The following is a 23,549-nucleotide window of genomic DNA, read 5'->3' as shown; positions in this document are numbered from 1 at the left end:
ATGCACGTGCTCCCGTCGGCGGGCGCCTGCGCCGGAGACGAGCCCGAGGGAGCAGGCGGAGCCGGTGACTCGGACATGCCCTGGCCAGGCTCCGAGCCCGACTGGCCGGAGGGTGCGTTTCCGGTGTCGCCGAGGTCTCCGGCGGTGCTTCCGGGCGGGCTCTCGCTGGGCGAATGAGTGCTGGTTGATCTGTCGTCGGTCGGCATCCACGAGGTGGCAGGCCTGGGGCTCAGGGATGGCCGAGACACGCTGGAGGGCGGTACCGGATTTCCAGAGACGTCCGGGCTGCTCCCCGACGGTGACGAGACGTCCGCGGACGGTGTGTCGTTAGGCGCCGGCGGCTGGCCGTGATCCGCCTGTCCCGGCGAAGGCGGATCGCTCAGCGTCGGCACGGTGGACGGTGGATGGTGGCCCACGCTGTCGGTCCAGGGCTGAACCGTGACAGCCGTGACAGTTGCCGCTGTGACGGCTGCCGCGGCAGCGCCGGCAACGACGCCGCGGTGGGCGCGTACGGCGATGCGGGCAGCGGTGCTGAGGGTGCCGAGGCCGGCTACGGCACCGCCGAGGTAGAGCCCCAGATGCCGTTTACGACGGACGGGCCTGGGGCCGTCGTGCGCGTTGGGGTGGCGGATACCGGGCGGTGCAGGGTCGCTTCCGTTGACGGCGGCGGCCTGATGAGGCTGACCCCCATCGCCATCGGTGTCGCCGTCGCCGGCGAGTAGCTGTCTAAGAATTGTCACGTGGGCTCGCTGGGCGCGCATCTGCCTGTCGATCCCTGTGATCTGTCGCCTTGCCTCGGCGAGCTGACTGCGAAGGTCAGCCAACTCACCGAGGAGGCGCCGCAAGAACAGACCCCCAGTGATGATGATGACGCCGAACGCACCCGCGACGATGACCAAGGTCATGCCACGTCCCCTGTTGCATGTGCGATTCGGGTTCGTACAAGTTCATATTTGTACGACGAATCGATCGTGCGTCCGAATGTGGAGCCTGTGGCGCATGTTCACTTGGAACGTGACCATTCCGTTATAAAGCGTTGGCCAGCGCGTTTATCCGGCGTGACGTCCGCGTTGTGGCGGGCTGGTCTTTCGGGTGGGGCGCTTGGTGACAGCTTCGTAGTCGACCGCCAGCTCCCGCAGTAGCTCTGCGCGATCCCGGGGGTCGACATCCTCCAGTGCCACCTCGATCATGCGGCGAACGTGCGGAGGTGCCGAGGTGAGTGCGTCCGGCAGGGGAGACGTCTGCGACTTCTGCCGCTCCATCTCCCGCAGGACTTCGGCGGCCTCCGGGTGATGCTCCTCCAGTCGGTCGGACGTGATGCCGACCGTGCTGGCCATCGCTGCCACGGTGGACGCCTTGCCTGTGACCGGCTTGCGATTGGCGCCGCGGCCCCGGTAGCCGGCCTCGATCTGCCGCCAGCTGGAGCCCGAGAACTGATACGGCATGCGCGCCGCAGCTGTCTCTGGGCTGATGCCCTGAGCTTCGCGAGCCAGGCGGATGAGCGCCCCATAGCTCGGCGGGCTGTGCTCTTGATCCTCTTCCTTCATCGGTGCCCCCTCGTAGCTACTTGTACTTTCTCGAACTTTATTGAAGCGCGGCAGGTCACGCGAGAGCGTGCACGAGTCCTTCACAGTGAGTAGCAGTGTTCAGGACAACTCACTTGTGAAAAGTCGTGGTGAGTCGTACAGTCGAGTGCATGAACGAAGACCCCAGAGAGTTTCGCCGTCGGCGGATCGATGCCGGTCTCAGTCAGACGGATCTCGCCCACGCGGCAGGGGTCAGCAAGACCCAGTTGTCGGACGTCGAGAACGGCCGCGCGGGCTTCTCCCCGAGGAAGCTCAAGGCCATCGCCGAAGTCCTCCGCTGCGAAATCAGGGACCTGCTGATGGCCCGTAGCGACGACTCGGCCGCCGCCTGATGCGCGCCCCCGACGCGGCCAGCTGCTCTTGGCAGTGCACGAACTGCGGCCACCGGAACGGGATCCTCCGCTCCCAGTGCCGCGTGTGCCGAGCAGACCGTGAGTTCAAGGCAGGTGCCTGATGACCAGCGAGGAGTACATCCGCCGCCTGGTCGACAACTGGCCGCCGCTCACCTCCGAACAGCGCGCACGACTGCGGACACTCATGCGGCCCGGACCGCGTCATGAGTCCCAGCCCGCCAGGTCTGCCGCCTGAACGTACTGAGGGCCCGCCGGACGCCCCCGACGAGCCCTCGGCCCACCAGCCCATCACCTTGAAGCGAACGAGGTGGACCCGATGCCAACCAGCATCGCACACACCACCGGTGTGAGAGGCGGGAAGACCGCCGTCGAAGTGGAGCGTGACGACCTCCGCGATCTTCTGGCCGTCATCCATGACGCCCTCGACCTGCCGCCCGGCATCCGCCGCCCCGTCCTCCTCGACGGCCGCGTGCTCCTCGTCCTCGGCACGCTCCGCGATGTCCTCACCGGCAAGGTGACGCCGCCGCTGATCTCCTTCGAGATCGAGCTGCTGCGGCGCAATATCGCCGAGGCCCAGTCCGAGGGCGGAGATCGTCATGCCTGAGCCGATAGACGCCGCCTACGTGCGTGTGACGCAGCAGATCATCGCCGACGTCCCGAACGGCCCCTGGGAGCCGATCTCCAACGACTACGGAGTCCCGGACGCGGTCGGCCCCATCTCCTACCTGGAGACCGCCTCGGATGAGTACCAGGTGCCCGTCATCCGGTTCGTGTCCCACGCCCGGGAGGCCCTGCCCCGGTACGTCGGCGAAGTCGCCCGGCAGCGCGACGTGATCCGTGCCCTGGAGCGCCGCGTCAACGAACTGGAGCGCGCGAACGGCGGTGCGCGCCATGGCCGCTGAACTCAGTCCGCGCCTCCTCGCACAGCTCCGGCAGAGCGTCGAGCGCCGTCCGGGAGCACCGGCCGCGCGCACCGTACGGATGCTGTTGGAAGAGATCGACCGGCTGAAGACGCGCCCCGAGCTGGAAGCGGTGGAAACGGAGGCGGACTGCCCGCTGACGCAGCGGCAGCTCCAGATCCTCGCCGGCACCGCGAACGGCCTGGAGTGCCCGGCGATCGCCCGCGAGCTGAGCCTGAGTGCGCAGACCGTGGTCAAGCACCGGCAGGCCGCCATGCGCCGCCTTCAAGTCCGCACGCCCGCTCAGGCCGTGGCCGTGTGCATCATCCGCGGCTGGCTCCCAGGCGGGATCGTCCAGCTGCCCGACGTCCTGCCCAAGATTTCTGCCGTCGGTGCCCGCAACGCCTACCGGGAGCGCGCCGCGCAGCTGCGCCAGTGTCCGAGCCAGTGGGGGACGGTCGCTGTCTATGACCGCGGCTCCACGGCCCGGCAGAGCGCCCACCGGCTGCGCACCGGCGCCTTTACCGCGTTCCGTCCGGCGGGCGCGTGGGAGGCGCAGGCCTTCACCGAAGACGGCGTCCATGGCGTCCGAGCCCGCTACATCGGCACCCCCACCACCGCAGAGAGGACCGCATCATGAGCGCGCGCACGCTCGACCAGCGGGGCTACGACGTCGGCACCCGCCCGCATGACACCGACCGTCGTGAACACCTCCGCCTCCTGGCCGAACAGTTCCCGCAGGGTTTTCGCGTTGCCCACGTCGGCGGCCGCGAGGGCACAGTCGTACCCGACCAGCCCGGCCACGTGCCCGGCGCCTACTACGACAGCACCACCGTGTGCCTCGGCGGCGAGTTCCACAACGTGCCGATGGTGTTCGTCAGCTGGGACAACGAAGCCGACCTGGTGTGGCGGGCCTGGGTGCCCGCCGCCCAGGTGCGCCGCCGGGGCGCTCTGGCCGTCAACCGGCCCGGTAACCGGGCGACCGCGGCACCCCGGAAGGCGGTCCGGCGATGAGGTACGCGGTCATCGCCCCCGACGGCGAACTCGCCCACCACGACGACAGCCTTGACTGGGACCAGGTCATCGGGGTCGAAGGCAAGGCTCGCGTGCGGCTGAACCGCAGCCTGGCCGTCACCGGCTGGGTGAACGACGTCGGGCTCCGTTTCCCGAAACGGTACCCGCGCAACGTCGTCGGCTCATGTGTGCTTGCCGCGTTCGGCGCCGACCTTCAGCCGTATGCCGGTCCGGTTGTCCTCACCGGCTGGAACCCGGACAACACCCCGCTCGGGCTGACGGAGATCTGCTCGCTGCCGAAGCCCGTCGACGTCCTGGACACGGTGCACGGCGAAGTCCTCAAGGCGCTTGCCGGACAGACCCCGCGTGAACTGTCTCCGTCCTGGGCCGAATCGATGCGCGAGGTCGCCGACCATGTGCGCACCGCGCCCACCCCTGGCCTCACGATCCGGGCGGTGACGCTGCCGTGAAGACCACCCGCCAGACGTCAAAGCCGTCCACCGCCGCCGATGCGCGTCCGGCCGCCGTGGAAGCCAAGGCAGGAGAGGAGCCCATCCGTTCCGCTCCGCAGACCCCGCCTGCGTCTGGCGGGTTCCAGACCGCTCGTGCGGCGTCAACGTCACCCTCCGGGTCGCGCGCGTCCGCCGAGGGAGCGAAGGCGGAGGAGGGGCTGACAACCGAGGTCCCGAAGACGCCGCCTGCGCCGCACGAGCCCTCGACCGCCCGCCGCGCGTCAACGCCACCTGCCGCCGGAATCTGCACGGCGTCAGGAGCGAAGGCCGGCGAGGAGCCGCAGTCTGCTTCGGCTCCCGTGACCCGGCCTGCGCGCGGCGGGTACCTGGCCACCCCCACCGCCCGGCTGCTGCTGCCCGCCGGCGCACCCGCCGAGGACTGGCACGCTGCCCGCGCGACGGGCGTGGGCGGCAGCGACGTCGCCGCGATCCTCGGCATGGACACCCACGGCGGCGCCCTGCGGGTGTGGCTGGAGAAGACCGGTCAGGCCCGTCCCGACCGCGATGCCCGGCTGGCACGGTCGGCGCGGCGTGGTCACCGGCTGGAGGGCCTGGTCGCCGAGTTCTTCGCCGAGGAGACCGGCCTGACCGTGCTCGACTCGCCGGGCACCCTCCAGCACATCGATCACCCGCATTGGATCGCCAACCCGGACCGGCTCGTCGCTGTCCCCGGCCGGGATGAGCTGGGCGTACTGGAGTGCAAGTCCCGCACCTGGCGGTCCGCCCGCGTCGAGAACTGGAGCGGCGAGCAGGCGCCCGACGCGCCCGCGATCCAAGCGCACTGGTACCTGACCGTCAGCGGCTACCGGTTCGCCTACCTGGCCGGACTCATCGATGACGACCTGATGTGGTTCCGGCTGGAACGCGACGACGAACTGTGCGCGCTGCTCGCGGATGCCGTGGACCGGTTCTGGCACAACCACGTCCTGCCCGGCATCCCGCCCAATCCGGACGGCAACGCTGCCACCACCGAGCTGCTCGCCCGCCTGTGGGACGCCCGCGAAGAGGCGACGGCCGAGGTCGATCCGGTCGCCACGATGTTGCTCAAGCAGCGCCGCCGCGAGCTCCGCGAGGAGATCGCCGAGCGGGACCACGAGCTGACCGAGGTCGAGAACCAGCTGCGGGCGAACGCTGGTGCTGCCGAGGTCGCCACGATCGGCGGACGCGTCGCCTACACCTGGCGGCAGAACGGCCAGTTCGCCGCCGCCCGCTTCCGCGAGGCACAGCCGCAGCTCGCCGCCGAATACACCCGCCTGGTGCCCGCCGTCGACACCGAACGGCTCGCCCAGGAGCACCCCGAGACCTACCGCAAGTACCGGGCCCGCGTCCTGCGCGTGCCCTCGGAAGGATGACCATGTCCGATCTGAAGGACCGAGTGAAGCAGGCCGCCAGCGGCCAGGACGACCAGCCCGAACAGCAGCCGGTCACCGACCTGGCCGTGGGCGATACCACCCGTAACTGGCTGCAGCGCCGCCAGACCTACTTCACCGACGCGCTGCCCCGGCACGTCGACCAGGCCCACTTCATGGCCGTCGCCCAGGCGGTGATGCCGAACCTCACGAAGTGCACCACAGCCAGCATCCATCAGTCGCTGCTCGCCTGCGCCCGCTTCGGCCTGGAGCCGGACGGCCGGCAGGCCGCGATCATCCCGTACGGCGACACGGCGACCTTCCAGCCGATGTACGAGGGCTACATCGAGCTGATGTACCGGCATCCGCGCGTCGACTCGGTGCACTTCGGGTGGGTTCGGGAGAAGGACCAGTGGGATTACACGCCGACTGAGCCGAGCCCCCGGGACTTCTTCCACAAGCCGCGCATCGAGCTGGCCGACGACGAGCGAGGGCCGGTCATCCTTGCCTACGCCTTCGCGTGGATCGACGGCCGCCGCTCCCAGGTGATCATCCTCAACCGCAGCCAGTCCGAGAAGATCCGCGACAAGTACAGCAACGCGTACAAGAAGGCCGAGCGGAACGGCAAGAAGGACTCCGCCTGGCACACCGACTTCGACGCCATGTGGGCCAAGAGCGCCGTGCGCCGCCTGGTCAAGGTCGTGCCCACGTCGACAGAGCTGGCCGAGCTGCTCCAGGCCGACGACGATGCCGACGACACCCAGCCCGCCCCGGCCGTGATCCGCGGCACCGTGATCGCCCGCGACGACCAGGGGCCGGACGGCGAGCAGCAGGCGCAGACCGCCACGTGGCCGACGACGGCGCAGCCCGGATCCGGCAGCGAGGCCGGTGAGCAGGAGTGAAGCCGAACCAGGCCGATGAGGAAGCCGTGGTGCGTGAACTCACGGCGCGAGGGTTCCGGGCGGTGACCCGAGACGAGTGGACCCGGCAGGGCGCTCTGGACGCCCTGCGCGAGCAGCGCCGCCGGTACGCCGGTGACCCGCGGCTGGAGGCCATCAACAAGCTCTCCGAGTGCCTCGCCGACCGTCTCACCCAGTACACGGACGTCCCGCAGAAGGACATCGCCACCGTGCTGCTCGCGGCCGGCGCCTCGGTCGGAGCGCTCGCGATCGTGCACGAGCTGCCCGGGCCGATGCTTGCGGAGATCCTTCAGGTCACCGCCGATCTGCTGGACCAGCGCGCGAGCGGCGGTGAGCAGCCGTGACCAAGCCCGCCTTCCTGCTCACCGTGCACGGCACGCCTGGCCCGCAGGGCTCGAAGACCCGGAACGCCGCCGGGGCCCTGTACGAGTCGTCGGCCAAGGTGAAGCCCTGGCGTGAGGCCGTGAAGTCCGCGGCCCTCGATGTCCTTGCCTACGACACGGCCTGGCTGCCGCTCAATGAGGCGGTCCGCCTGGACCTCACCTTCACGCTGCTGCGGCCGAAGAGCCACTTCGGCACCGGCCGCAACGCCGGCCAGCTGAAGCCGTCCGCGCCCAAGTTCCCGACCGGCAAGCCCGACACGGACAAGCTGATCCGCTCGACGCAGGACGCGCTCAAGGACGCGGGCGTGCTCCGGGACGACAGCGTCGTCACCGCGGTGTCCGCCGCCAAGGTCTTCCCGCTCACGGGCTCCGATTCCCTGTCCCACCCCGGCGCCGTCATCCGCGTGTGGCGCCTGAACGCCTCCAGCAAGGAGACCGAGCAGTGACGCAGCTCAAGTTCGACGCCAAGGTCAGCGCGTCGGCGCAGGAAGCGCTGGAGCCGCACGTCCGGCCGATGTACGACCAGCCAGGCGCCCGCCGCATGGCGATCATCGAGTTCGCGGCGATCGAGCGCACCGAGCCCGCTCCGGGCACCGAGAAGGAACCCTCGGTGAAGGTCCGCATCACCGGCCTGGAGCTGCCGAACCGCGAGCAGGAAGGCACCGTCCGCGAGGCGCAGCGCTTCCTTCACCTCCAGCGCACCGCGCGCGGCACGTTCGACGACGACGGACAGCTCGAACTCGCCGACAGCACGCTGCGGCTGACCGGCGGAATGCTCGCCTACATCGAGACCGCCCGGCTGCGGGCCGGCCTGGAGCACTGGCGGGAGTACGCGCGACGGCTGGTCCACGGGCCTGAGCTGACTGTGACCGAGGTCCGGCACGAGATGCAGGCCTTGGCGGACGGGCTGAGTGCCGTGCTCGACACCGCCCGCGACCACGGCGACGACGCCTGAACTCCCGTGAGGCGTCCATGAGGCGCCCCTGACCCCACCCACCGAACCGTGAAGGGAGGTGACCCCGATGCCTCAGCGAGTCCGTGTGCCGCTGCGCCTGGTCGTCGGCTACTACGCCGACGCGGCCATGCCCGTGTACGTGAAGATCGCCGCCCTATCGCGGCGCGAGACCGGCTGTGAGGCCGGGGTCGCCTACCTCGCCTCGCTGCTGAGCCTGTCCCGCTCCACGGTCGAGCGGGCCCTGACCGAGCTGATGCGGCCCGCACCCGACGACGACATAGCCGAGGTCACCAGCTACCGGCGCACCCACCGTGGTGGCCGCGGGCACACCGCTGTTCGCCGGATCCGCGTCGTCGGCCGTGCCGAGCACGGCGCCTGGGTGCCCACCCGCGCGGCGGAAGCGCTCAGTCCCCGGCAACTGCGGGCGTACGCAGCCCTGAGCTACGGCACGGCGACCGGACACCACCTGAGCCTCGCCGACCTCGGCCGGGTGCTGCGGCACCGGTCCGGGAAGAAGGCCGGCCAGCCCCTCGACCCGCGGTCGGTACGCCGCATCCTCCGGGACCTGGAACGGCTCGGCTGGATCAGCGTGGACCGGCGGGCCGGATACCGGGGCCGCCACCTCTACACCGTGCACGACGAGCCCTTCCAGGAACCGCTGACTGCGGACCCTGATGAGGGATCGGGTGGGGATCTTGGTGGGGGATCCCTCGCGACAGAGGAAGACCACCTGACTGACTCACCGGATGATCCGCCCCATGCCGCCTTGGACATCCGCCGTAGGCGAGAGCAGGTAGTAGCGCGAGGCCCTGTGGAAAACCCTCCGCTTCCGCCGACGTTCCGCCGCGGGTACACCGGGCCGCAGCTGACTCTCGCTCCGCGGATCTGGCGAGTCCTCGAACCAGTGAAGACGCTGCTGCCGGGCCTGTCGCCGTACGTCGCCCGCGAGCTGGGCCGGGAGATCGGACGCCAGCTCGACCAGGGGCAGGAGCCCGAACGGCTGCGGGCGCGGCTGCAGTTCCGGTTCGCGTCCACGCAGGAGATCCGGGACCCGGGTCGGTGGCTGCTCGGCGCCGCGATCGTCCGCCACGGCTGCGGACTGACCGGCTGCGAGTCCGGCCGGATCTGGCACACCGGACAGTCCTGCGACGTGTGCGCCGATCTGCGCGCCGCCGACGGGCAGAGACCGCCCGGCGGACCGGCCGGCACCAGACGGCCCGCCTACCCGCGCCCGCCCGGCCGCTGGCACGAATGCCAAGCCTGTGGACGCCCGTCCCGCCAGCCCCTGGCCGAAGGCCTGTGCCGTCCCTGCCAGCCATCCGCCGACCTGCTGAGGAGGTGGCGATGAACGCCCTCCCGCAGCCCGCCACACCGCAGCTGCTCGCCCTCGCGCAAGCCGCCCGTCCGGACTGGTCCCCGGGCCAGCTCCGGGACGTCCTCGCGCAGATCCGCTGCCGCGACGACATGTCCTTCGGCCGTCTCGTCGTCGCTGTTGCCCAGCTGATCGCCGACCCCCAGGCCGAACCCCCAGACCTGCTCGCCGAAATCCCGGAGCCGTGGCGCCAGCGCCGGCGCCCGCCCGGGCCCGAGACCGCACACCGCGGGGCCGCCGCCGTACGCGCAGCCCTGCACCCCACCCACCACACCGAGTGACGAAGGAAGTGATGGCGATGACCGCGACGATGCACATCGGCCGTCGCACCACCCCGCACCAGCCCCTCACCGGCCTCCGCACCTGGTGGGCCGGCTTCCAGCTGCGGCACTCCCGCCGCGCGCTGGACTCCTACATGGAGCGCGCCCGGCTCGCCCGGCCCGTCACGGACCCGCACCGTCACGCCTGGGACAACCCCGCCCTCGAGGAAGCCTTCGCCCGGCTCGCCGCCGACCATCCCGAAGCGGTCACCCCCGCCGACGGCGGCCTGGTGGCCCTCGACGCGGACCGCGAGCAGTTGCTACTCGCCGTCTGCGACCGCTGGTTCCACGAGGCGCACCCCGGCCCCGAGCACCGCTGGCACCCGATGACGATCGCCACCCACGCCAAGCTGATGGACGGCGTCCGCGCCTGCTTCCACTCCGGCGGTGCCGCATGACCGCCCAGAGCGACGGGTGCTTCGAGGCGGGCAAGCGGACCCGCGACCGCCTGGCCCGGAAGCTGCGCAGCATCACCGGCCGGGACGCGACCGAGGTCCGCGTCACCCGGGTCCGCTGGAGCGAATCCCTGCGCTGGGTCGCGCTCGTCCTCGTCGCGGACGCCGACGCCCAGAACGGGCGGCGCGAGATCCCCTTGGCGGACGGCAGCCAGCATCGGCAGATCGCCGTCCTGATCCACGAAGCCTTCCCGCAGGCCAACTGGAGCATCGCCCAGGACTACGACGTCGCCGACGGCACGCTGCGCGAGCACCTGGTGCACGTTCCCGCCTACCTGGGAGGTGAGCAGCGGTGAGCCCCGACGACTACGACCGGCTGATCGCCGAGTCCCAGGACCGGCCAGCCTTCTCCAACGGCACTGAGGGCTACGGGTGGATGGCTGCGAACTGCGACCGCTGCATCCACGACAAGCCGGCCCGCCAGGGCAACGACGCCCAGGGCTGCCCGCTCGTGCTGATCACCCTGGTTGGCCGTACCCCGGCACAGTTCCTCGACGGGCCCCGCGACGACAGCGGCCGGTACGGGATCGCCGACCAGTACGTGTGCACCGAGTTCCGCGGCGAAGACGACCCCGACCCGGAGCCGCGGCCGACCCCGACACCGCCCGGTCAGGGCGAACTGCTGCCCCGCGGCCCCTTCGAAGGACACCGGATGCTCACGCCGTTCGTCCCCGGCACCGAGCCCGCCGCGACGGGTCACCGGGGAGGCGAGCAGCTGTGAGCCGCCTGAAGATCAGCCCGAGGGTCGACCACCAGCACGCCGCCCAGCAGGCGCGCGAGATGCCCGGGCAGTGGGTGCTCGCCGGCAGCTACGGCAGCCGCGCGAGCGCCATGTCCGCTGCCCTCCAGGTCCGCACCGGGGAACGCGTCGCCGCCTACCGTCCGGCTGGCACCTTCCAGGCCCGCGCCGAAGTCACCCAGGGCGGCGCCGACCTGTGGGTCTGCTACCACGCTGACCAGCCCGACGAGACCACGGGCCGCGACTTCCACGCCTCCATCACCTCGGGCCTGACCGAGAGCTTCGCCGCCTTCTCCCGCCGCCTCGACGCGGCCGACACCACCCGGAGGGCCCTGTGAGGACTCCCAGCATCATCCGCCGTCTGCGGGCCCGCATCAGCGACGCCCAGACCAACCGGCTGCGCATCCAGCTCACTACGGAGAAGGACCGCAATCGCAGCCTGGAACAGCGCGTCGCCGACCTGCAGGTCGCGAACGAAGGCGCCTACCACGAGCTGTCGATCGCGCGCGGCGTGGAGTGCCTCAAGTCGAACTGCCCGCGCTGCAAGGCCGTCACGAACGGCGGTGCGGCGTGATCGAGTACCTGTTCCTGTCCGCCGGGATCGCCGGCACGGGCGCGCTCGTCTACTTCACGGCCCCGGCCGGCCGCGGCCTGCACCGGTACGTCGCGCCCCGGCCCCGGCTGCGCGCGGACCTCGCCCGCCTGGAGCGCGAGGCCGACCAGCTGTCGTGCGTGGTGATCCGGCTGACGGCGGAGAACACCGTCCTCGGCAAGGAACGTGACGCCGCGAACGAGGCACGCGCCGAAGCCGAGCAGCAGATCACCGGGCTCGAAGAGCAGCTGGCCGCGTTCGACCAGTTGTGCGCCGAGAACACGCGGCTGCGCGCCGACCTCGACAACGCGCGCGCCATCCGGCCGCTGCCCACCAGCGACGACGCGCCGACGCTGCCCCACGGCATCCGGCCCGTCCCGCTCGGCCAGGCCCCGTTCGCGCTCGGCCCGGCTCCCGAGCCGAGCTGACCCAGACCCGTCCGCCGCCCGGATGTCATCAGGCCGGGCGGCGGGCGATCACCCAGCAAGGAGATCCACCGATGAAGAGCGGATGCCCGATCTGCGGCGACCCGTTCCCCTGCCTGAAGCACGGCAGCGGCCACGCCTCCGCGCCCGCCCACTGACCAGCACGGAGCACCCATGCCCCGCATCCCCCGGAACGCTGTCGGCCGCGCCGGAGCCGTCCTCGCCGTCGGCTTCCTGACCGCGCTGACGCTCGTCTGCCTGCTCTGGGCGTTCGGCGACCTCACCCCGCACACGGGCCACGGCCAGGACGACGCCCACCGCGCGCAGACGCTGGACGACGAGTTCACGCAGTTGCAGGCCGACCAGGAGATCGTCGTCATCTCCCGGCGGGCAGCCAACGCCGCTCACGCCACCGCCCGGGACCGCGCCCGCTACACCAGCGTGCAGCACTCCTGCCGCCAGCACGCCGCCCGCTACAACGCCGACGCCTCCCGCGGCTGGGTGCCGGCCAACCTGCCCGACCACATCGCCACCGCCGACTTCTGCGGAAACTGAACCCTGGAGCCCCCTGTGAAGAACAAGCCGACCCCGGTCACAGAGCGCCTGACCACGACCAAGCTGATCAACGTAGTGGCCGACGACCTCGGTATCCTGCCCGAGCAGGCCCGCGCCGCCGTGATGGCCACCTTCGACGCCATCACCCGCGCCACCGCTGGCGGCCACGACGTGGCGATCACCAACTTCGGCACCTGGATCTCCCACCGGGTACGGGCACGCAAGGCCCGCAACCCGCGGACCGGCGAGCCGGTGAAGGTCCGCGCGCACCAGACCGTCCGCTTCCGCGTGTCCCCGGCCCTCGCCGACGCCGTACGCCGCCGCGACCGCAAGGCCAGCATCCGCAAGGCCCCCAAGGGCAGCCGGACGGCGGAGTGAGCCATGGCCTACACCGGATCGACCCCCGACACCGCGGGCCGCCGCCTCGACTGGATGGCGTCCATGGCCTGCCGCGGACAGGACCCCGACCTGTTCTCGGAGAAGGCGCGCGAGCACGAGGCACGCCTGATCTGCGCCGTGCGCTGCCCCGTCCGGCAGCAATGCCTCGCCAACGTGCAGCGCCTGGAGCACGGCCACGCCGAAGACCGGCGGGACGGCGTCGTCGCCGGGCTCACCGCGCACGAGCGGTGGCGCCTTGACGCCGACGCACCCGGCCACGGCTCCGGCAACATTCCGGCGCTCGTCTTCACCGGGAAGCCGCCCGCCTGCGGTACCTACAACGCCCTGCTGCGGCATCTGTGGCTCGGCGAACGCATCGACTCCGACTGCTGGAGCGCCGAGGTGCGCCGGGTACGCCTGAGCCGCGTCAGCAACCGGCAGCCGGCCGCCTGACGGCTCCGCCGCACTCGCCCTGTCCACGGCCTACATCGCACCGCCCCACCACCATCCGAAAGACAACGCTGATGTCCCTGCTCAGCCTCATGGCGATCGCGGTCGCCGGCCTCACCCTGGCCGGGCTCGCCTTCGATCTGCCCGACCGCTGGTTCTGCGCCCTGCTCGCCCTCGCCGCGCTGCTCGGCTCCGCCGACGCCGCCGTACGCGGCCTGCGTCTGTGGACGGTCCTCCTCCTCATCGGCGGAGCCCTGTTCGCCGGGGCCTCCGTACACGCCGTGTACGCCGTCGACCGCGAGCGGAGGCAGCCGTGACACCGCACCAGGTCCTCGCCGTGGCCGCGCTCGGAGGCTTCGCCGCCATCGTCAGCCTGCTCGTCTTCGCCTTCCTGGCCGTCGCCGTATACGCGGCGGTCGCGCGCCTCTTCGAGATCCGCGAGGCCCGCCGGGAGCAGCACCGCGACCTCAAGACCTGCAGGGCCATCCACGCGCTCGGCACCTTCGACCGACAGGGACCAAAGTGACCAAACTGCCGATACCAGCACGCCTGTTCGTGCTCCAGCGGGACCGCGACGTGACCGGAGTGAGCGGCCAGGGGCCCGTCGCAGACGGCGTGCAGTGGCCGGACGGCACAGTCGCCCTCCGCTGGCGCGAACGCCCTTCCACCGCCGTGTGGGACAGCCTCGACCTGATGCTGTCCGTCCACGGCCACGACGGCGCCACCCGCGTCGTGTGGTCTGACGACGAGGCCGCCCGGGCGCGCGCTGCCGCGGGACGGGCGTACCAGCTCGCCGACCGCTGGGAGGCCGCGCACGGTTCCGCTTACTGCCTCGTACGGGCCGCCGGAGCTGAGCTGCGTGACGAGCTGGACGGTGAGCAGGACACCTGCGGTCGGCCGGACCATCGGGTTGTCCGCGCCGCCGTCGACTCCAACGAGCAGCCCATCAGCACCTGCGACGAGCACGATGGCCCGTGCTTCCCCGAGGCTGGCGCTCGCTGCTCCGCCCACGCCGCCGAACGGTGCGCCCTCTGCCACCGCAATCCCAACTCCTGCACGAGCTACCTCGGCGGCTGCGGTACGTGGTCCGACACCGGCATGCACTGGGACACGTGCCCGAATCGCGTCAGTGGACTGCTCGTCACCAAGAAGGAGGCCTGACTGTGCACCCGGCCGTGACGTCCGCCTTCGCCCGCGGCTTCCGCCTGCACCACACCGGTCGGATCCTCGACGGCGCCGAATTCCCCTCCGGTCGCGTGTTCGTCCTCGACGACTCCGAGTACGGGTTCGCCACGGTCGCCGTTTCCCTGGAGGAGCTGCTGAAGGGCTACCACGGCGCCCGGGTCGAGTGGCCCGACGAAGCAGCCGAGGCACAGCCGACGCGGGAGGCATGGCGTGTCGACTACCGCAACGGTGACAACTGGCTCCAGATGACCCGGCCCGCCAGCGACCGGGACCGCGCGGTCGAGACCCTGGCCCGTAGCCGGGAACGCCACCTCGACCGCGAGTTCCGCATCGTCCGTGTGACCACCACGTACACCGTCGACGAGCCATGACCACCTCCGCCCCGAATGAGACGGACTGGCAGGAGCACGCGGCCTGTGTGCGCGAGGACCCGGAGAAGTGGTTCGCCAAGAATCCGGCAGCTGCGCTGAAAATCTGCGGCCGGTGCCCAGTGCGTCCCGAGTGCCTGTACGACGCTGTCCGACGCGAACGCGAATCGGCGTACAGGCCGTACGGCGTCCGCGGCGGGCTCACCGGCCCCGAACGCCGCCAGCTGCCCGAACTGCCCAGCTCCATGGACGACGCCGTCGCGGCCCTCCGCGAGCTGCTCCCAGCCTTCAGGGCCGGCGACCCGATACCAGACGAAAGGACAGACCAGCCCATGAGCGACACCAAGGCCGACACCACAGCCGCGGCGGCATCCGACCCCGGGCTCGTGACCACCAGCAAGCTCCTGCGGTGGGCCGAAGAGCACCCGGACCCCGACGTGCAATCCCAGGGCGCCCGCGTCGAAGCCGGTCTCGCCGGCCTCCAGCAGCGGTACGCCGCCGACCGCGAGCTGGACGCCATCACGAGCGAGGCCGAGAAGCTGGAGCAGCGACTCGCCGCGCTGCGCGCCCGAAAGGCGGAACTGGCCCCGGTGAAGAGGAAGCAGGGGCGCCGCGCGCACAGCTACAAGGCCGCAGCGGTGCGCGCCTGGGCCGAGGCGAACGGCATCGACTGCCCGTCCATGGGCCGCGTCCCGACGAAGGTCGTGGACGCGTGGCGGGCAGCGCAGGGCAAGGAGACGGCCGATGCGTGACCTGCCACCCTTCGATGACGCTCGTGTGACGCTGGCTTTCAAGCAGTTCGCTGCGCAGACCGCTGTGGCCGAAGACATCGCCATGGACGTGGGCGTGCACGTGCAGCGGGAGGTCTTCGGGCAGCTGCTGTACCAGCTCCGTGCGAAGGTGCTCGCCGACGACCTGCCGCCCGAGCAGCTCACCGCCCGCCAGCGCGTCACATACGAGGTGCCGGCCAGTACCTGGCAGATGTGGAAGAAACGTCACTCCGACCGCTGGTACGCCCGCCACCTGGTGGCCCGTTGGCCGATCCGCTACGAGCCCGACCCGGACGGCCGCGGCACCGACGCCGTGTGCACCTTCGACCTGGAGCGGTACCGCCTGTACCCGCGCGCCCGGGTGCAGCTGCCGCCCGACCGGTTCGGCGTGGAAGTGCGCGCCCACTCCATCCGGGGCCCCTGGTGGCAGTTCGAAGGAGACGCCAGTGCAGACGCTTGACGGTCTGGTCGCCGACCTCCTGGACCGCTACCGCGGCGACGAGCAGCACCCCGGTGACGGCGGCCCCGGCCTCATCGACCGCCTGGACCACCTGCCACTGCGCACCCGGCCCGCGGTGGCCGGCGGCCACGCCCCGCCCGGCTCCCGGCCGCCGACATCCCTGGAGGCCGTGTCCTGGTCGCAGCGCATCAAAGCGGAGGCCGTACAGCTCGACGCGGAATTGCGTGGGTCGGAGCACACGCAGCCGTGGGACAGGGCGCTGAAGGCGATCCCGCCCGGTGCTGAGAACGCTGGCCGCGAGGCGGAGGTGCGGCGGATCGTGGCCCGCTGGCACGGCACCCTGCTGACCGTGCTCGGGCTGCGCGGGCCGTCTGTGCACTTCCGGCATGCCCTGTGCCTGGCGTGCGGGCAGCGGACCGTGTACGGGCGGGCAGACGACGACCGGCCGCGCGCCTGGTGCATCAACGACTACTGCGAGGACGCCGACACCGGCGCACCGGCCCGCTACGACGGCCCGCGGCTGTATCTGCTCACGGAGAACCGGGCCTCGTAGGCGCGCGGATCAACGGGGGCGTCTGCGACGGGAGTTGTCAAAGAAAGTACGACCCGAGTCTTGTGGTGAGTCGTACTTTCTCGTACTCTGGATTACAGAGGTTGGGGCTCCCGCCCAGACCGACACCCCGTGGGGAGGACCGTCATGGACACGCTCTTCCGCTCCATCGAACTGATCGAGCCCGGTGACCTGGTCCTCTACCACGGGTCCATCGAGGACTCCCACGGCTTGTGGCTCGCCATCCCGTGCCCCTGCGAGATCTGCCGCGCCGTGGACGCGCTCGGCATCCCGGACGTCCGGTTCGCGCTGGTCGACCCGTGGGGCGAGCGGTCCGGCCCCTACCACGTCCGCCGCGAGTCCATCACCCGCTCCGCCGCCTGCGCCTGACCACACACCACGAACCCCGGAGGGGGGAACCGTGAGCACCGACGTCAACGAACGCTTCGCCGCCAACCGCCGCGCCCGCATCCAGTCCACCCGCGCCCGCCGCCGCTCCGACGGCACCTACGCCGCGACAGTCGGCTACGACCGGGGCGAGGTCATCGGCCGCGACGGGCTCGACACCTTGCGTGGCACCGCCGCCCTCTACACGTCCACCCCGGCCTGGCACGGTCTCGGCACCGTCATCCCCGGCGGCATCTCCGACATCGACACCGTTCTCCGCCTCGGACAGATCGACTTCCAGGTGGACAAGCAGCCTGTCCTCTACCCATACGGCACCGAACGCCGCACCATGGACGGCCACTTCGTCACCGTCCGCGAGGACACCGGCGCCGCCCTCGGCGTCGTCGGACAGCGGTACACCGTCTTCCAGCAGCGGCAGATCTTCACTTTCCTCGAAGACCTCGCCGACACCCACGGCGTCCTCTGGGAAAGCGCGGGCGCGCTGCGCGGCGGCCGACGCGTCTTCGTCACCATGCAGATCCCCGACAGCCTGATCATCGACCGGGGCGGGCTCGACGACGAGATCCGGCTGTTCATCGTCGCGATCAACTCCCACGACGGCACCTCACAGGCCGAAGTCGTCGTCACCCCCTGGCGGGTCGTCTGCGCCAACACCGAACGCTTCGCCCTCGCCGACGCCAACTCCCGCTGGGCGATCCGGCACACCTCCAGCGGCCTGGAGAACCTCGCCGAAGCCCGCCGCACACTTGGACTCACCCTCAAGTACGCCGAGACGTTCGAGGCCGAGGAAACCGCGCTCGCACGCACCGACCTCGCGATCGACGAGTTCCACCGGACGATCGCGGACCTGTGGCCGGTCGACGACGACGCCACCGACCGCACCCGCAAGAGCCACGAGCGGCGAGTCGAACGGCTGGACGCCATGTTCCGCACCGAAACCGAACGCGCCGGGGCCACCGCCTACGCGGCCGAACGAGCGGTCACCGACTACCTCGACCACATCGCGCCCCGGCGGCCCGGCCGGACCATGACGGAGGAGATCGCCCGCGCGACCGCCCTCCTGGAAGGCACCGACGACGAGATGAAGAGCAAGGCCCACCGGCGCCTGCTCACGCTCACCCGGGCCTGACACAGACCGGCGGCCGGGCTCACCCCCCCGGCCCGGCCGCCACCCGGGGCCGCGCCCCGCGCACCCCCCCCGGCGGGGCGCGGCCCACTCAACTCAACATCGAAGCGCCGTAGCTCAGTTGGCAGAGCAGCGATCTTATAAGTCGCAGTGCGCGGGTTCGAGTCCCGTCGGCGCCACTCCAAGCTCACTCCCTACTCACGGAGTCGCGATGACCGACACCACGGTCAACCCGTATCCCACCACTCCCGCCAAAGTCGCGGCGGCCATCCTGGACGCCATCGACTACGAGCCCGCCGCCTTCAACATGGGCACATGGGCGACGCTGCCGACCGGCAAGCTGAAGCCTGGCGAAGAGATCCAGTGCGGCACCACGATGTGCGTCGCCGGATGGGCCGCCCACCTCACCGGCCACACGCTCCAGAGCGACGAGGACAACGGCGTCATCGCGGTGACGGCGGACGGTCGGGAACGCGACGTCGAAGAGGTGGCCGCCGAAGCCCTCGGCCTCGACGACACCGGCATGTTCTGGGACACCGCCTCAGATGCCCGTGCCCAGCTCCGCACGATCGCTGGCCGCTGACCCACAAAGACCGCCTGGCGGCCGGACACGCGACCCGCGCCACGGCGCACCGACTCGCTTCCCGCCGCCGGGCCTCACCACCCAAGGAGACACCGATGCCCGACACCACCGGCATCCCCGCCGGGCCCGTCACCACCGAGCCCGCCGGCTTCCGCATCAGCGACGAGCAGGCCGCCGTCCTCCGCGACACCCTGACCACCGCCGGCATCGATCTCGGTGAGTACGAGCTGAAGATCGTCGACTGGCTGTCGATGTGGGAGTGGGCGACCGTCGCCACCATCTGCTCCTGGATCCAGCGCGCTGCCGCTGGCCGCCAGCCGGCCCCGGCCGCCGCCGTGACGCCCGCCGAGACCCTGAAGGACACCCGATGAGCCTCGTCATCAACCCGGGCTCCGGGCCGGTCTCCGAGGCCACCGAGGAGCACGCTGCCGTCAACATCACCGTCTTCGCCGACGACCTCCGGCGTGCCGGGCTCGGCGTCGACAGCTGCAGCCGGACCCCAGGCGCCGACTACGGCGACGGCCGCTACGCCTTCGCGCTCGCGATGACGGACGGTCGCACCATCGAGATCCAGATGCCCGGCCTCCCCGTCGACAAGGTGCGCTTCAGGGACCCCGAGAAGCAGAACATCTGGGACTTCCCGCGCCTGTACGTTGACGACTCGTCCCTGGTCTGGAAGTTCGCGCTCGGAGCCTGCGAGCCCGACGAGGACGGTGAGTGATGGCGACCGGACCTGAGCACTACCGCGAGGCCGAACGTCTCGCCCGGCAGGCGCTGCCGATCCAGGACCCGGCCTGCGCCCTCGTACTGGCCCAACTCGCCACGGCGCACGCGATCCTCGCCGACGTCGCCGTGACCGCCGCCTCGGCCCCCGTCGACGGCTCCGAGCCGGGCATGGCCCCACGCGAGTGGCAGGCCTGGAACAGGGCCATTGGCGGGAAGAGCCCGGAGGACGGTGAAGACCGGTGAGCGCCCGCGACGAGCTGCGGAAGTACGTCAACCTCCTGGCCGACGCCTGCACGCCACGCGAAACGACTGACAACCGGGTGGAATGGCTGTACGGGCTGGTTAACGCCGAAACGCGCCGTGAGTGCGCGGCGAAGATCCGCGAGGTCGGCACCGCGAAGGGCTGGTCGACGTGGGCCGCCGCCTTCATCGACCCCGACACCGAGTTCGTCGACACCGGGATGCCGGCCACCGAGGCCATCGTCGCCGAACTCCGCCGACGGGACCGCCTCGCCGTCCTGCACGAGGTCGACGAGCACCTGGCGGCGATGACGCTGCCGGAGCACCTGAAGGGCACGCTGAACGCCGGCTCGTACGCGGACGCCTGGCGCGAGTGCCGGGCCCGCGTGCAGGCCCTCGCCGCCGGCGCAGGCCCGGAGAAGGGCACCGGCGCAGGCTCGGAGAAGGGCACCGGCGACGGCGGCCAGCCGACCGCCGGCGAGCCCACTCCCGACTTCTTCCAGCCCGGGCGCACGTACCGGCACAACCGGTGGACGTTCCGCGTCGACGCCATCACCGCTCACCCCGGCAACGGCGAACGGGCCGCCTTCGGCTGGTGGCGGTTCGCCCGGGGCGAGTGGGCCCCGTTCTCCGCCGCCGAGCAGCACTGGGCGAACGGCTGGCGCGACCTCACCGAGACGACGTGCGACAGCAGCGCGCCGTCGCACGCCATCGAAGACACCCCGGAGGAGGGGACGTGAGCCAGCCGCCTGCCATGACGGCCGACGTGCGCCGGACGCTCGTGCGCCAGCTCATCGAGCAGGACCCGACACTCAGCGCCAGGAAAATCGCAGGTCAGATCGGGGTCGGCAAGGACACCGTGCTGCGGGACCTGGACGCCATCCGCCAGGTCGAAGCCAAGGCCGCGCCGGAACCGGACGCCAAGGAGCCGGAGCCTGCGCCGGAGGGAGACCGTCTGGTCCTCGTGCTGGACGAGCCGCTGCGCCAGGCCCTCGCCGTCCTGCGCGCCACCAAGGGCTTGCCGGACACCCCGGGGGCGAACGAGGCCGCCGCCCGCGCCGCGATCCGCGCCATGGCCGACACCATGCTCGACGCCCAGCGGGTCACCGCGAAAGGAAGCACGCCGTGATCGCACCGACGATCGTGCAGGAGATCCAGACCGAGATGGCCACCCACCTGCTCTCGCGGACCGAGTGGGACGAACTGCCCGCCGTCTTCACGATCCACGCCCTGAACAGGCAGGGCGTGCGCATAGTGCAGGTGCCGGTTCCTGCGGACGTGTGGACGGTCCTCGGACACCCGCCCACGGCGGTCGCCGTGCTGGCCGCCACGGCGCTGGGCCTGCCTCGGCAGCCTGACGGCTCGCACCTGCTCGTCATGCCGGGCGTCGGCCCCCTGATCGGCGCCGCTTTCCGGTACGAGGCATACGCGATCAGCGTGGCCTCGGACCACCCGGTAGCGCAGGAAGCCGCCCGGCGACGTGCGGCTGGCGGCTCCACCCCGGGATTCAAGGACATCCCTGGCCGAGTCGAACAGCGATGCATGACCGCGGTGGACCTCGACGGCGGTCGTTACATGGCCAGCAGCGCCCGCATCGACCAGTCCAGGCCTGACGCCGCCGAACCGTCCGTCCACTACCTCGCGTTCGCCGACCCGAAGAGAGACAGCCTCACAGGAAACGTCGTCGACGCTGTCACCCGCCTGCTCAACGTGATCAAGCCCGTGCCGATGAAGCCGGGCGGAACCTTCGGAAGGGCCACCCGGTGACCGACGACCAGACGGACGTCTGCAGCATCCGCTCCACCACCAACCCCGACGACGGCACCGCCGCCTGCCACATGAGGTGGGGCACCGTCCAAGCCCTGCTCAGTCCTCAGGCGGTCCTGGCAACCGCGCGCGACCTCACGGCGGCAGCCGCCTTCGCCGAGACGGACATCGCCTTGCTCAGCGTGCTGCGCGGCGAACTCCACCTCGACGACGCCACGGCCGGCCACCTGCTCCTCGACGTCCGCGCCCGGCGCCCGATGCCTCCGACGCCGGGCGCGCTCCGCGTCCACGCGGTCGCCGGAGCGAACACCCGCCTTCCCTACGTCCACATCAGCCGCGGCTCCATGAAGGGACAGCTCAGTCCCGACGAGGCCCGCGAGATGGCACTGCACTGGACCGAAGCCGCCGTCGCCGCACAGATCGACGTCCGACTGCGGTACGCCCTCGGCGAGTGGGACCACGTGGCCCCGGACGACATCAACCGACTGTTCACCCTGCTCCAAAAAGTCCAGCGATGAACTACCGTCCGTATCCTGACGCCGCCCGCGCCCGGCACCAGCTGGAGCGCGGCCGGACGCCCGAACTGCCCCCGCGGCCGTTCGCCAACATCACCGAGTTCCAGGCCTACGTCGACTCGGGCGAGTTCTCCCGGCGCATGCGCGCGCTGGGAGAGACCTTCGCCGCGTTCTTCACGGCCAACCAGGCGCGCCGGGCCGGTCGCAGCGCCATCACCGCGGCGATCCTCGACCAGAAGGTGAAGGCCGGCAAGCACGTCGACGTCGCCTCCGGGGACGGCATACGGTGCGTCGGCGGCGACGAGGACTGCACCGCACCTGGTACGGAGCCGGGGAAGTGCGGTTTCCTACACGACAAATGGTGGGACGGCATCTACCGCGAGCGGCGGCGCTGTATCGCCCCAGCTGGCCACACAGGGGGCCAGTTCGCGTACGACCACGGACCATGGGAGAGCGTGCCCGACTCGGAGGTCACCCCGTGATCAAGGCACTCCTGCGCGAGACCACCGGCGCCCCTGTGGTCGTCCTCGGTCTGTCCGACGAGAACATGACCCGCCTCATGGCCGACGAACCGATCGTCGTGCAGCTCGCCAACCTCGGCCTGAAGCCCATGAAGGTACTGATCGTCGGCGGGCGCACCGAAGCCGACATCGCCGCGCAGCTCGCCGAGACGTTCGGGGAGCCGCGGACGGTGATCCGCAAGGAACCGGACCGGTGACCGCGCCGATACCCCGGCCGCCGGGCGTGTGGCGCGCCTGGGCGCGGGACGACCACCTGAACCCCGAGGAGGTCGCCGCCCGGGACGCCGTCATGGCGGCCTATGCGCGACCCAAGCCGTCGCAACCCCCAGAGCCGCCCGTGGACGCCCGGCCGGACCTGCGCCTGGGCCACTACCAGTCGCTCATCAACCGGGCCGGCTGGAAGGTGCGCTCCATGGCCGGCGAGAACCGCGCCCGCATCGAGGGCTTCCACCGCGACGGCGCCGCCGTCATGGTCACCGCCGTACGGGGCCGCAAGGTCAACGCCTACGTGCTGCCCGCCGCACGGAAGAGGACACCGCGCTGGCGTGCCATCCACGCAGCGGACCTTGATGCCTTCCTGCTGCGCCGCCAGGTGAACGCCCCGTACATCCCGACGAGCAAGTGTGCCTGCGGGAAGCGCCCGTACCCGACCGAGGCCTACGCGAAGGCCGCGATCGTCGACGTCACGATCCGCCGCGTCGTCAAACTGCGCGGCCTCCAGCACGAGCGGCGCGCCTACCGGTGCCCCGACGACGACCGCGTATGGCACCTCACCAGCATCCCCAAGTGGTACGGGCAGAAGAAGCCCAAGCACCAGAAGGAGCCCAACCGGTGAACGCCCCCCTCCAGGTCCGGCCAGCCAGCTTCCCGCCGGTCGGCTTCAGCGCCGCGCCGCCCGTGCGCGCCTGGGCGGTGTGGTGTGGCCCGTGCGGACGGGAAGGCCACAGCCTGCTCGTTGGCCGGTCGTCCCGGCTCGACAGTCCCGGCTGGCGTGCCTGCATGACGGCCGCCCACACTCACGTTACCCAGCACAGGAGCGGTGGCCGACTGTGAACCTACCCGGGCAGTCCGAA

General features: G+C 71.2%; 44 protein-coding genes and 1 tRNA gene. 44 read left to right on the top strand and 1 reads right to left on the bottom strand.

Annotated elements, in window-relative coordinates; genetic code table 11:
* Window positions 1-1,049: 1,049 nt before the first annotated feature.
* A complete protein-coding gene (locus tag ACFC02_RS20090) occupies window positions 1,050-1,547 on the bottom strand; it encodes a hypothetical protein (RefSeq protein WP_376358717.1) in 498 nt (165 codons plus the stop codon).
* A gap of 149 nt (window positions 1,548-1,696) precedes the next feature.
* On the opposite strand from ACFC02_RS20090, the gene ACFC02_RS20085 reads away from it, so the two are divergent.
* From ACFC02_RS20085 to ACFC02_RS19870, 44 genes are all read left to right on the top strand, one after another.
* Window positions 1,697-1,918: a helix-turn-helix domain-containing protein gene (locus tag ACFC02_RS20085; RefSeq protein WP_376358714.1), complete on the top strand. Its 222-nt coding sequence runs from the start codon at window positions 1,697-1,699 to the stop codon at window positions 1,916-1,918.
* Between the two features lie 121 nt (window positions 1,919-2,039).
* Window positions 2,040-2,174, top strand: coding sequence for a hypothetical protein (locus ACFC02_RS20080; protein WP_376358711.1), 135 nt, complete (start codon window positions 2,040-2,042; stop codon window positions 2,172-2,174).
* 81 nt (window positions 2,175-2,255) lie between these two features.
* Complete coding sequence (locus ACFC02_RS20075) at window positions 2,256-2,543, top strand: hypothetical protein (protein ID WP_376358708.1); 288 nt, start codon at window positions 2,256-2,258, stop codon at window positions 2,541-2,543.
* On the top strand, window positions 2,536-2,841 hold the full coding sequence (locus ACFC02_RS20070) for a hypothetical protein (RefSeq protein ID WP_376358705.1): 306 nt from the start codon (window positions 2,536-2,538) through the stop codon (window positions 2,839-2,841). The genes ACFC02_RS20075 and ACFC02_RS20070 overlap by 8 nt, the downstream gene beginning before the upstream one ends.
* On the top strand, window positions 2,831-3,478 hold the full coding sequence (locus ACFC02_RS20065) for a response regulator transcription factor (RefSeq protein ID WP_376358702.1): 648 nt from the start codon (window positions 2,831-2,833) through the stop codon (window positions 3,476-3,478). The genes ACFC02_RS20070 and ACFC02_RS20065 overlap by 11 nt, the downstream gene beginning before the upstream one ends.
* Entirely contained in the window at window positions 3,475-3,852 is a 378-nt protein-coding gene (locus ACFC02_RS20060; RefSeq protein WP_376358699.1) for a hypothetical protein, read from the top strand. The genes ACFC02_RS20065 and ACFC02_RS20060 overlap by 4 nt, the downstream gene beginning before the upstream one ends.
* Window positions 3,849-4,322 carry a hypothetical protein gene (locus tag ACFC02_RS20055; RefSeq protein ID WP_376358697.1) on the top strand — a complete coding sequence of 158 codons (474 nt, stop codon included), beginning with the start codon at window positions 3,849-3,851 and terminating at the stop codon, window positions 4,320-4,322. Before ACFC02_RS20060 ends, ACFC02_RS20055 begins: the two co-directional genes overlap by 4 nt.
* A 341-nt stretch (window positions 4,323-4,663) precedes the next feature.
* Complete coding sequence (locus ACFC02_RS20050; RefSeq protein ID WP_376358694.1) at window positions 4,664-5,716, top strand: YqaJ viral recombinase family protein; 1,053 nt, start codon at window positions 4,664-4,666, stop codon at window positions 5,714-5,716.
* A 2-nt stretch (window positions 5,717-5,718) separates the two neighbouring features.
* Window positions 5,719-6,615: a RecT family recombinase gene (locus tag ACFC02_RS20045; RefSeq protein WP_376358692.1), complete on the top strand. Its 897-nt coding sequence runs from the start codon at window positions 5,719-5,721 to the stop codon at window positions 6,613-6,615.
* 62 nt (window positions 6,616-6,677) lie between these two features.
* Window positions 6,678-6,977, top strand: coding sequence for a hypothetical protein (locus ACFC02_RS20040; RefSeq protein WP_376358690.1), 300 nt, complete (start codon window positions 6,678-6,680; stop codon window positions 6,975-6,977).
* A complete protein-coding gene (locus ACFC02_RS20035; protein ID WP_376358688.1) occupies window positions 6,974-7,462 on the top strand; it encodes a RusA family crossover junction endodeoxyribonuclease in 489 nt (162 codons plus the stop codon). Before ACFC02_RS20040 ends, ACFC02_RS20035 begins: the two co-directional genes overlap by 4 nt.
* Complete coding sequence (locus tag ACFC02_RS20030) at window positions 7,459-7,971, top strand: hypothetical protein (protein ID WP_376358685.1); 513 nt, start codon at window positions 7,459-7,461, stop codon at window positions 7,969-7,971. The genes ACFC02_RS20035 and ACFC02_RS20030 overlap by 4 nt, the downstream gene beginning before the upstream one ends.
* Window positions 7,972-8,038: 67 nt before the next feature.
* Window positions 8,039-9,319: a hypothetical protein gene (locus ACFC02_RS20025; protein ID WP_376358682.1), complete on the top strand. Its 1,281-nt coding sequence runs from the start codon at window positions 8,039-8,041 to the stop codon at window positions 9,317-9,319.
* On the top strand, window positions 9,316-9,624 hold the full coding sequence (locus ACFC02_RS20020; RefSeq protein ID WP_376358679.1) for a hypothetical protein: 309 nt from the start codon (window positions 9,316-9,318) through the stop codon (window positions 9,622-9,624). The genes ACFC02_RS20025 and ACFC02_RS20020 overlap by 4 nt, the downstream gene beginning before the upstream one ends.
* A gap of 17 nt (window positions 9,625-9,641) precedes the next feature.
* On the top strand, window positions 9,642-10,061 hold the full coding sequence (locus tag ACFC02_RS20015) for a hypothetical protein (protein ID WP_376358676.1): 420 nt from the start codon (window positions 9,642-9,644) through the stop codon (window positions 10,059-10,061).
* Window positions 10,058-10,414 carry a hypothetical protein gene (locus tag ACFC02_RS20010; RefSeq protein ID WP_376358673.1) on the top strand — a complete coding sequence of 119 codons (357 nt, stop codon included), beginning with the start codon at window positions 10,058-10,060 and terminating at the stop codon, window positions 10,412-10,414. The genes ACFC02_RS20015 and ACFC02_RS20010 overlap by 4 nt, the downstream gene beginning before the upstream one ends.
* Window positions 10,411-10,839 carry a hypothetical protein gene (locus ACFC02_RS20005; protein ID WP_376358670.1) on the top strand — a complete coding sequence of 143 codons (429 nt, stop codon included), beginning with the start codon at window positions 10,411-10,413 and terminating at the stop codon, window positions 10,837-10,839. Before ACFC02_RS20010 ends, ACFC02_RS20005 begins: the two co-directional genes overlap by 4 nt.
* Window positions 10,836-11,195 carry a hypothetical protein gene (locus ACFC02_RS20000; RefSeq protein ID WP_376358667.1) on the top strand — a complete coding sequence of 120 codons (360 nt, stop codon included), beginning with the start codon at window positions 10,836-10,838 and terminating at the stop codon, window positions 11,193-11,195. The genes ACFC02_RS20005 and ACFC02_RS20000 overlap by 4 nt, the downstream gene beginning before the upstream one ends.
* A complete protein-coding gene (locus ACFC02_RS19995; protein WP_376358664.1) occupies window positions 11,192-11,431 on the top strand; it encodes a hypothetical protein in 240 nt (79 codons plus the stop codon). Before ACFC02_RS20000 ends, ACFC02_RS19995 begins: the two co-directional genes overlap by 4 nt.
* Window positions 11,428-11,877 (top strand): hypothetical protein, encoded by a 450-nt coding sequence (locus ACFC02_RS19990; RefSeq protein ID WP_376358661.1) that lies wholly within the window; start codon window positions 11,428-11,430, stop codon window positions 11,875-11,877. Before ACFC02_RS19995 ends, ACFC02_RS19990 begins: the two co-directional genes overlap by 4 nt.
* A 171-nt stretch (window positions 11,878-12,048) precedes the next feature.
* Window positions 12,049-12,429, top strand: a complete 381-nt coding sequence (locus ACFC02_RS19985) for a hypothetical protein (protein WP_376358658.1) — start codon at window positions 12,049-12,051, stop codon at window positions 12,427-12,429.
* Between the two features lie 15 nt (window positions 12,430-12,444).
* Entirely contained in the window at window positions 12,445-12,807 is a 363-nt protein-coding gene (locus ACFC02_RS19980) for an HU family DNA-binding protein (RefSeq protein WP_376358655.1), read from the top strand.
* Between the two features lie 3 nt (window positions 12,808-12,810).
* Window positions 12,811-13,260 carry a WhiB family transcriptional regulator gene (locus ACFC02_RS19975; RefSeq protein WP_376358653.1) on the top strand — a complete coding sequence of 150 codons (450 nt, stop codon included), beginning with the start codon at window positions 12,811-12,813 and terminating at the stop codon, window positions 13,258-13,260.
* Window positions 13,261-13,331: 71 nt separating this feature from the next.
* Window positions 13,332-13,574, top strand: a complete 243-nt coding sequence (locus ACFC02_RS19970; protein WP_376358651.1) for a hypothetical protein — start codon at window positions 13,332-13,334, stop codon at window positions 13,572-13,574.
* Window positions 13,571-13,783, top strand: coding sequence for a hypothetical protein (locus ACFC02_RS19965; protein WP_376358648.1), 213 nt, complete (start codon window positions 13,571-13,573; stop codon window positions 13,781-13,783). The genes ACFC02_RS19970 and ACFC02_RS19965 overlap by 4 nt, the downstream gene beginning before the upstream one ends.
* Window positions 13,780-14,418, top strand: a complete 639-nt coding sequence (locus tag ACFC02_RS19960; protein ID WP_376358646.1) for a hypothetical protein — start codon at window positions 13,780-13,782, stop codon at window positions 14,416-14,418. The genes ACFC02_RS19965 and ACFC02_RS19960 overlap by 4 nt, the downstream gene beginning before the upstream one ends.
* A gap of 2 nt (window positions 14,419-14,420) precedes the next feature.
* A complete protein-coding gene (locus ACFC02_RS19955; RefSeq protein ID WP_376358643.1) occupies window positions 14,421-14,813 on the top strand; it encodes a hypothetical protein in 393 nt (130 codons plus the stop codon).
* Window positions 14,810-15,562 carry a WhiB family transcriptional regulator gene (locus ACFC02_RS19950; RefSeq protein WP_376358640.1) on the top strand — a complete coding sequence of 251 codons (753 nt, stop codon included), beginning with the start codon at window positions 14,810-14,812 and terminating at the stop codon, window positions 15,560-15,562. Before ACFC02_RS19955 ends, ACFC02_RS19950 begins: the two co-directional genes overlap by 4 nt.
* Window positions 15,555-16,040, top strand: a complete 486-nt coding sequence (locus ACFC02_RS19945; RefSeq protein WP_376358637.1) for a hypothetical protein — start codon at window positions 15,555-15,557, stop codon at window positions 16,038-16,040. The genes ACFC02_RS19950 and ACFC02_RS19945 overlap by 8 nt, the downstream gene beginning before the upstream one ends.
* Window positions 16,027-16,593: a hypothetical protein gene (locus ACFC02_RS19940; protein WP_376358634.1), complete on the top strand. Its 567-nt coding sequence runs from the start codon at window positions 16,027-16,029 to the stop codon at window positions 16,591-16,593. The genes ACFC02_RS19945 and ACFC02_RS19940 overlap by 14 nt, the downstream gene beginning before the upstream one ends.
* 144 nt (window positions 16,594-16,737) lie before the next feature.
* The gene (locus tag ACFC02_RS19935) at window positions 16,738-16,980 is read left to right on the top strand and encodes a hypothetical protein (protein WP_376358631.1); all 243 of its coding nucleotides are present in this window, start codon (window positions 16,738-16,740) and stop codon (window positions 16,978-16,980) included.
* A gap of 31 nt (window positions 16,981-17,011) precedes the next feature.
* Entirely contained in the window at window positions 17,012-18,127 is a 1,116-nt protein-coding gene (locus tag ACFC02_RS19930; RefSeq protein ID WP_376358628.1) for a DUF932 domain-containing protein, read from the top strand.
* Window positions 18,128-18,231: 104 nt separating this feature from the next.
* A tRNA-Ile gene (locus tag ACFC02_RS19925) sits at window positions 18,232-18,303 on the top strand.
* 32 nt (window positions 18,304-18,335) lie between these two features.
* Window positions 18,336-18,707 (top strand): hypothetical protein, encoded by a 372-nt coding sequence (locus ACFC02_RS19920; RefSeq protein ID WP_376358625.1) that lies wholly within the window; start codon window positions 18,336-18,338, stop codon window positions 18,705-18,707.
* Between the two features lie 95 nt (window positions 18,708-18,802).
* Window positions 18,803-19,078: a hypothetical protein gene (locus ACFC02_RS19915; protein WP_376358622.1), complete on the top strand. Its 276-nt coding sequence runs from the start codon at window positions 18,803-18,805 to the stop codon at window positions 19,076-19,078.
* Window positions 19,075-19,428, top strand: a complete 354-nt coding sequence (locus ACFC02_RS19910; RefSeq protein ID WP_376358619.1) for a hypothetical protein — start codon at window positions 19,075-19,077, stop codon at window positions 19,426-19,428. Before ACFC02_RS19915 ends, ACFC02_RS19910 begins: the two co-directional genes overlap by 4 nt.
* The gene (locus ACFC02_RS19905) at window positions 19,428-19,676 is read left to right on the top strand and encodes a hypothetical protein (protein WP_376358616.1); all 249 of its coding nucleotides are present in this window, start codon (window positions 19,428-19,430) and stop codon (window positions 19,674-19,676) included. Before ACFC02_RS19910 ends, ACFC02_RS19905 begins: the two co-directional genes overlap by 1 nt.
* Entirely contained in the window at window positions 19,673-20,413 is a 741-nt protein-coding gene (locus ACFC02_RS19900; protein WP_376358613.1) for a hypothetical protein, read from the top strand. Before ACFC02_RS19905 ends, ACFC02_RS19900 begins: the two co-directional genes overlap by 4 nt.
* Window positions 20,410-20,802 (top strand): hypothetical protein, encoded by a 393-nt coding sequence (locus ACFC02_RS19895; protein WP_376358610.1) that lies wholly within the window; start codon window positions 20,410-20,412, stop codon window positions 20,800-20,802. Before ACFC02_RS19900 ends, ACFC02_RS19895 begins: the two co-directional genes overlap by 4 nt.
* Complete coding sequence (locus ACFC02_RS19890) at window positions 20,799-21,440, top strand: hypothetical protein (RefSeq protein WP_376358608.1); 642 nt, start codon at window positions 20,799-20,801, stop codon at window positions 21,438-21,440. Before ACFC02_RS19895 ends, ACFC02_RS19890 begins: the two co-directional genes overlap by 4 nt.
* Window positions 21,437-21,958 carry a hypothetical protein gene (locus tag ACFC02_RS19885; protein WP_376358606.1) on the top strand — a complete coding sequence of 174 codons (522 nt, stop codon included), beginning with the start codon at window positions 21,437-21,439 and terminating at the stop codon, window positions 21,956-21,958. Before ACFC02_RS19890 ends, ACFC02_RS19885 begins: the two co-directional genes overlap by 4 nt.
* The gene (locus tag ACFC02_RS19880) at window positions 21,955-22,437 is read left to right on the top strand and encodes a hypothetical protein (protein ID WP_376358603.1); all 483 of its coding nucleotides are present in this window, start codon (window positions 21,955-21,957) and stop codon (window positions 22,435-22,437) included. The genes ACFC02_RS19885 and ACFC02_RS19880 overlap by 4 nt, the downstream gene beginning before the upstream one ends.
* Complete coding sequence (locus ACFC02_RS19875; RefSeq protein WP_376358601.1) at window positions 22,434-22,673, top strand: hypothetical protein; 240 nt, start codon at window positions 22,434-22,436, stop codon at window positions 22,671-22,673. The genes ACFC02_RS19880 and ACFC02_RS19875 overlap by 4 nt, the downstream gene beginning before the upstream one ends.
* Complete coding sequence (locus ACFC02_RS19870; protein ID WP_376358597.1) at window positions 22,670-23,311, top strand: hypothetical protein; 642 nt, start codon at window positions 22,670-22,672, stop codon at window positions 23,309-23,311. The genes ACFC02_RS19875 and ACFC02_RS19870 overlap by 4 nt, the downstream gene beginning before the upstream one ends.
* Window positions 23,312-23,549: the final 238 nt, after the last annotated feature.

The sequence above is a fragment of the Streptomyces sp. NPDC056160 genome (assembly GCF_042268205.1).
Classification (GTDB): Bacteria; Actinomycetota; Actinomycetes; order Streptomycetales; family Streptomycetaceae; genus Streptomyces.
Note: the sequence above shows the minus strand (reverse complement) of the source record. Positions and strands in the feature narration are given on the sequence as shown.

Excerpts from the sequence above, each read along its gene's own strand:
- ACFC02_RS20090 (WP_376358717.1), bottom strand. The coding sequence starts at position 1,547 with ATGAAGGAAGAGGATCAAGAGCACAGCCCGCCGAGCTATGGGGCGCTC.
- ACFC02_RS20085 (WP_376358714.1), top strand. The coding sequence starts at position 1,697 with ATGAACGAAGACCCCAGAGAGTTTCGCCGTCGGCGGATCGATGCCGGT.
- ACFC02_RS20080 (WP_376358711.1), top strand. The coding sequence starts at position 2,040 with ATGACCAGCGAGGAGTACATCCGCCGCCTGGTCGACAACTGGCCGCCG.
- ACFC02_RS20075 (WP_376358708.1), top strand. The coding sequence starts at position 2,256 with ATGCCAACCAGCATCGCACACACCACCGGTGTGAGAGGCGGGAAGACC.
- ACFC02_RS20070 (WP_376358705.1), top strand. The coding sequence starts at position 2,536 with ATGCCTGAGCCGATAGACGCCGCCTACGTGCGTGTGACGCAGCAGATC.
- ACFC02_RS20065 (WP_376358702.1), top strand. The coding sequence starts at position 2,831 with ATGGCCGCTGAACTCAGTCCGCGCCTCCTCGCACAGCTCCGGCAGAGC.
- ACFC02_RS20060 (WP_376358699.1), top strand. The coding sequence starts at position 3,475 with ATGAGCGCGCGCACGCTCGACCAGCGGGGCTACGACGTCGGCACCCGC.
- ACFC02_RS20055 (WP_376358697.1), top strand. The coding sequence starts at position 3,849 with ATGAGGTACGCGGTCATCGCCCCCGACGGCGAACTCGCCCACCACGAC.
- ACFC02_RS20045 (WP_376358692.1), top strand. The coding sequence starts at position 5,719 with ATGTCCGATCTGAAGGACCGAGTGAAGCAGGCCGCCAGCGGCCAGGAC.
- ACFC02_RS20025 (WP_376358682.1), top strand. The coding sequence starts at position 8,039 with ATGCCTCAGCGAGTCCGTGTGCCGCTGCGCCTGGTCGTCGGCTACTAC.
- ACFC02_RS20020 (WP_376358679.1), top strand. The coding sequence starts at position 9,316 with ATGAACGCCCTCCCGCAGCCCGCCACACCGCAGCTGCTCGCCCTCGCG.
- ACFC02_RS20015 (WP_376358676.1), top strand. The coding sequence starts at position 9,642 with ATGACCGCGACGATGCACATCGGCCGTCGCACCACCCCGCACCAGCCC.
- ACFC02_RS20010 (WP_376358673.1), top strand. The coding sequence starts at position 10,058 with ATGACCGCCCAGAGCGACGGGTGCTTCGAGGCGGGCAAGCGGACCCGC.
- ACFC02_RS19985 (WP_376358658.1), top strand. The coding sequence starts at position 12,049 with ATGCCCCGCATCCCCCGGAACGCTGTCGGCCGCGCCGGAGCCGTCCTC.
- ACFC02_RS19975 (WP_376358653.1), top strand. The coding sequence starts at position 12,811 with ATGGCCTACACCGGATCGACCCCCGACACCGCGGGCCGCCGCCTCGAC.
- ACFC02_RS19970 (WP_376358651.1), top strand. The coding sequence starts at position 13,332 with ATGTCCCTGCTCAGCCTCATGGCGATCGCGGTCGCCGGCCTCACCCTG.
- ACFC02_RS19950 (WP_376358640.1), top strand. The coding sequence starts at position 14,810 with ATGACCACCTCCGCCCCGAATGAGACGGACTGGCAGGAGCACGCGGCC.
- ACFC02_RS19945 (WP_376358637.1), top strand. The coding sequence starts at position 15,555 with ATGCGTGACCTGCCACCCTTCGATGACGCTCGTGTGACGCTGGCTTTC.
- ACFC02_RS19935 (WP_376358631.1), top strand. The coding sequence starts at position 16,738 with ATGGACACGCTCTTCCGCTCCATCGAACTGATCGAGCCCGGTGACCTG.
- ACFC02_RS19920 (WP_376358625.1), top strand. The coding sequence starts at position 18,336 with ATGACCGACACCACGGTCAACCCGTATCCCACCACTCCCGCCAAAGTC.
- ACFC02_RS19915 (WP_376358622.1), top strand. The coding sequence starts at position 18,803 with ATGCCCGACACCACCGGCATCCCCGCCGGGCCCGTCACCACCGAGCCC.
- ACFC02_RS19910 (WP_376358619.1), top strand. The coding sequence starts at position 19,075 with ATGAGCCTCGTCATCAACCCGGGCTCCGGGCCGGTCTCCGAGGCCACC.
- ACFC02_RS19905 (WP_376358616.1), top strand. The coding sequence starts at position 19,428 with ATGGCGACCGGACCTGAGCACTACCGCGAGGCCGAACGTCTCGCCCGG.
- ACFC02_RS19880 (WP_376358603.1), top strand. The coding sequence starts at position 21,955 with ATGAACTACCGTCCGTATCCTGACGCCGCCCGCGCCCGGCACCAGCTG.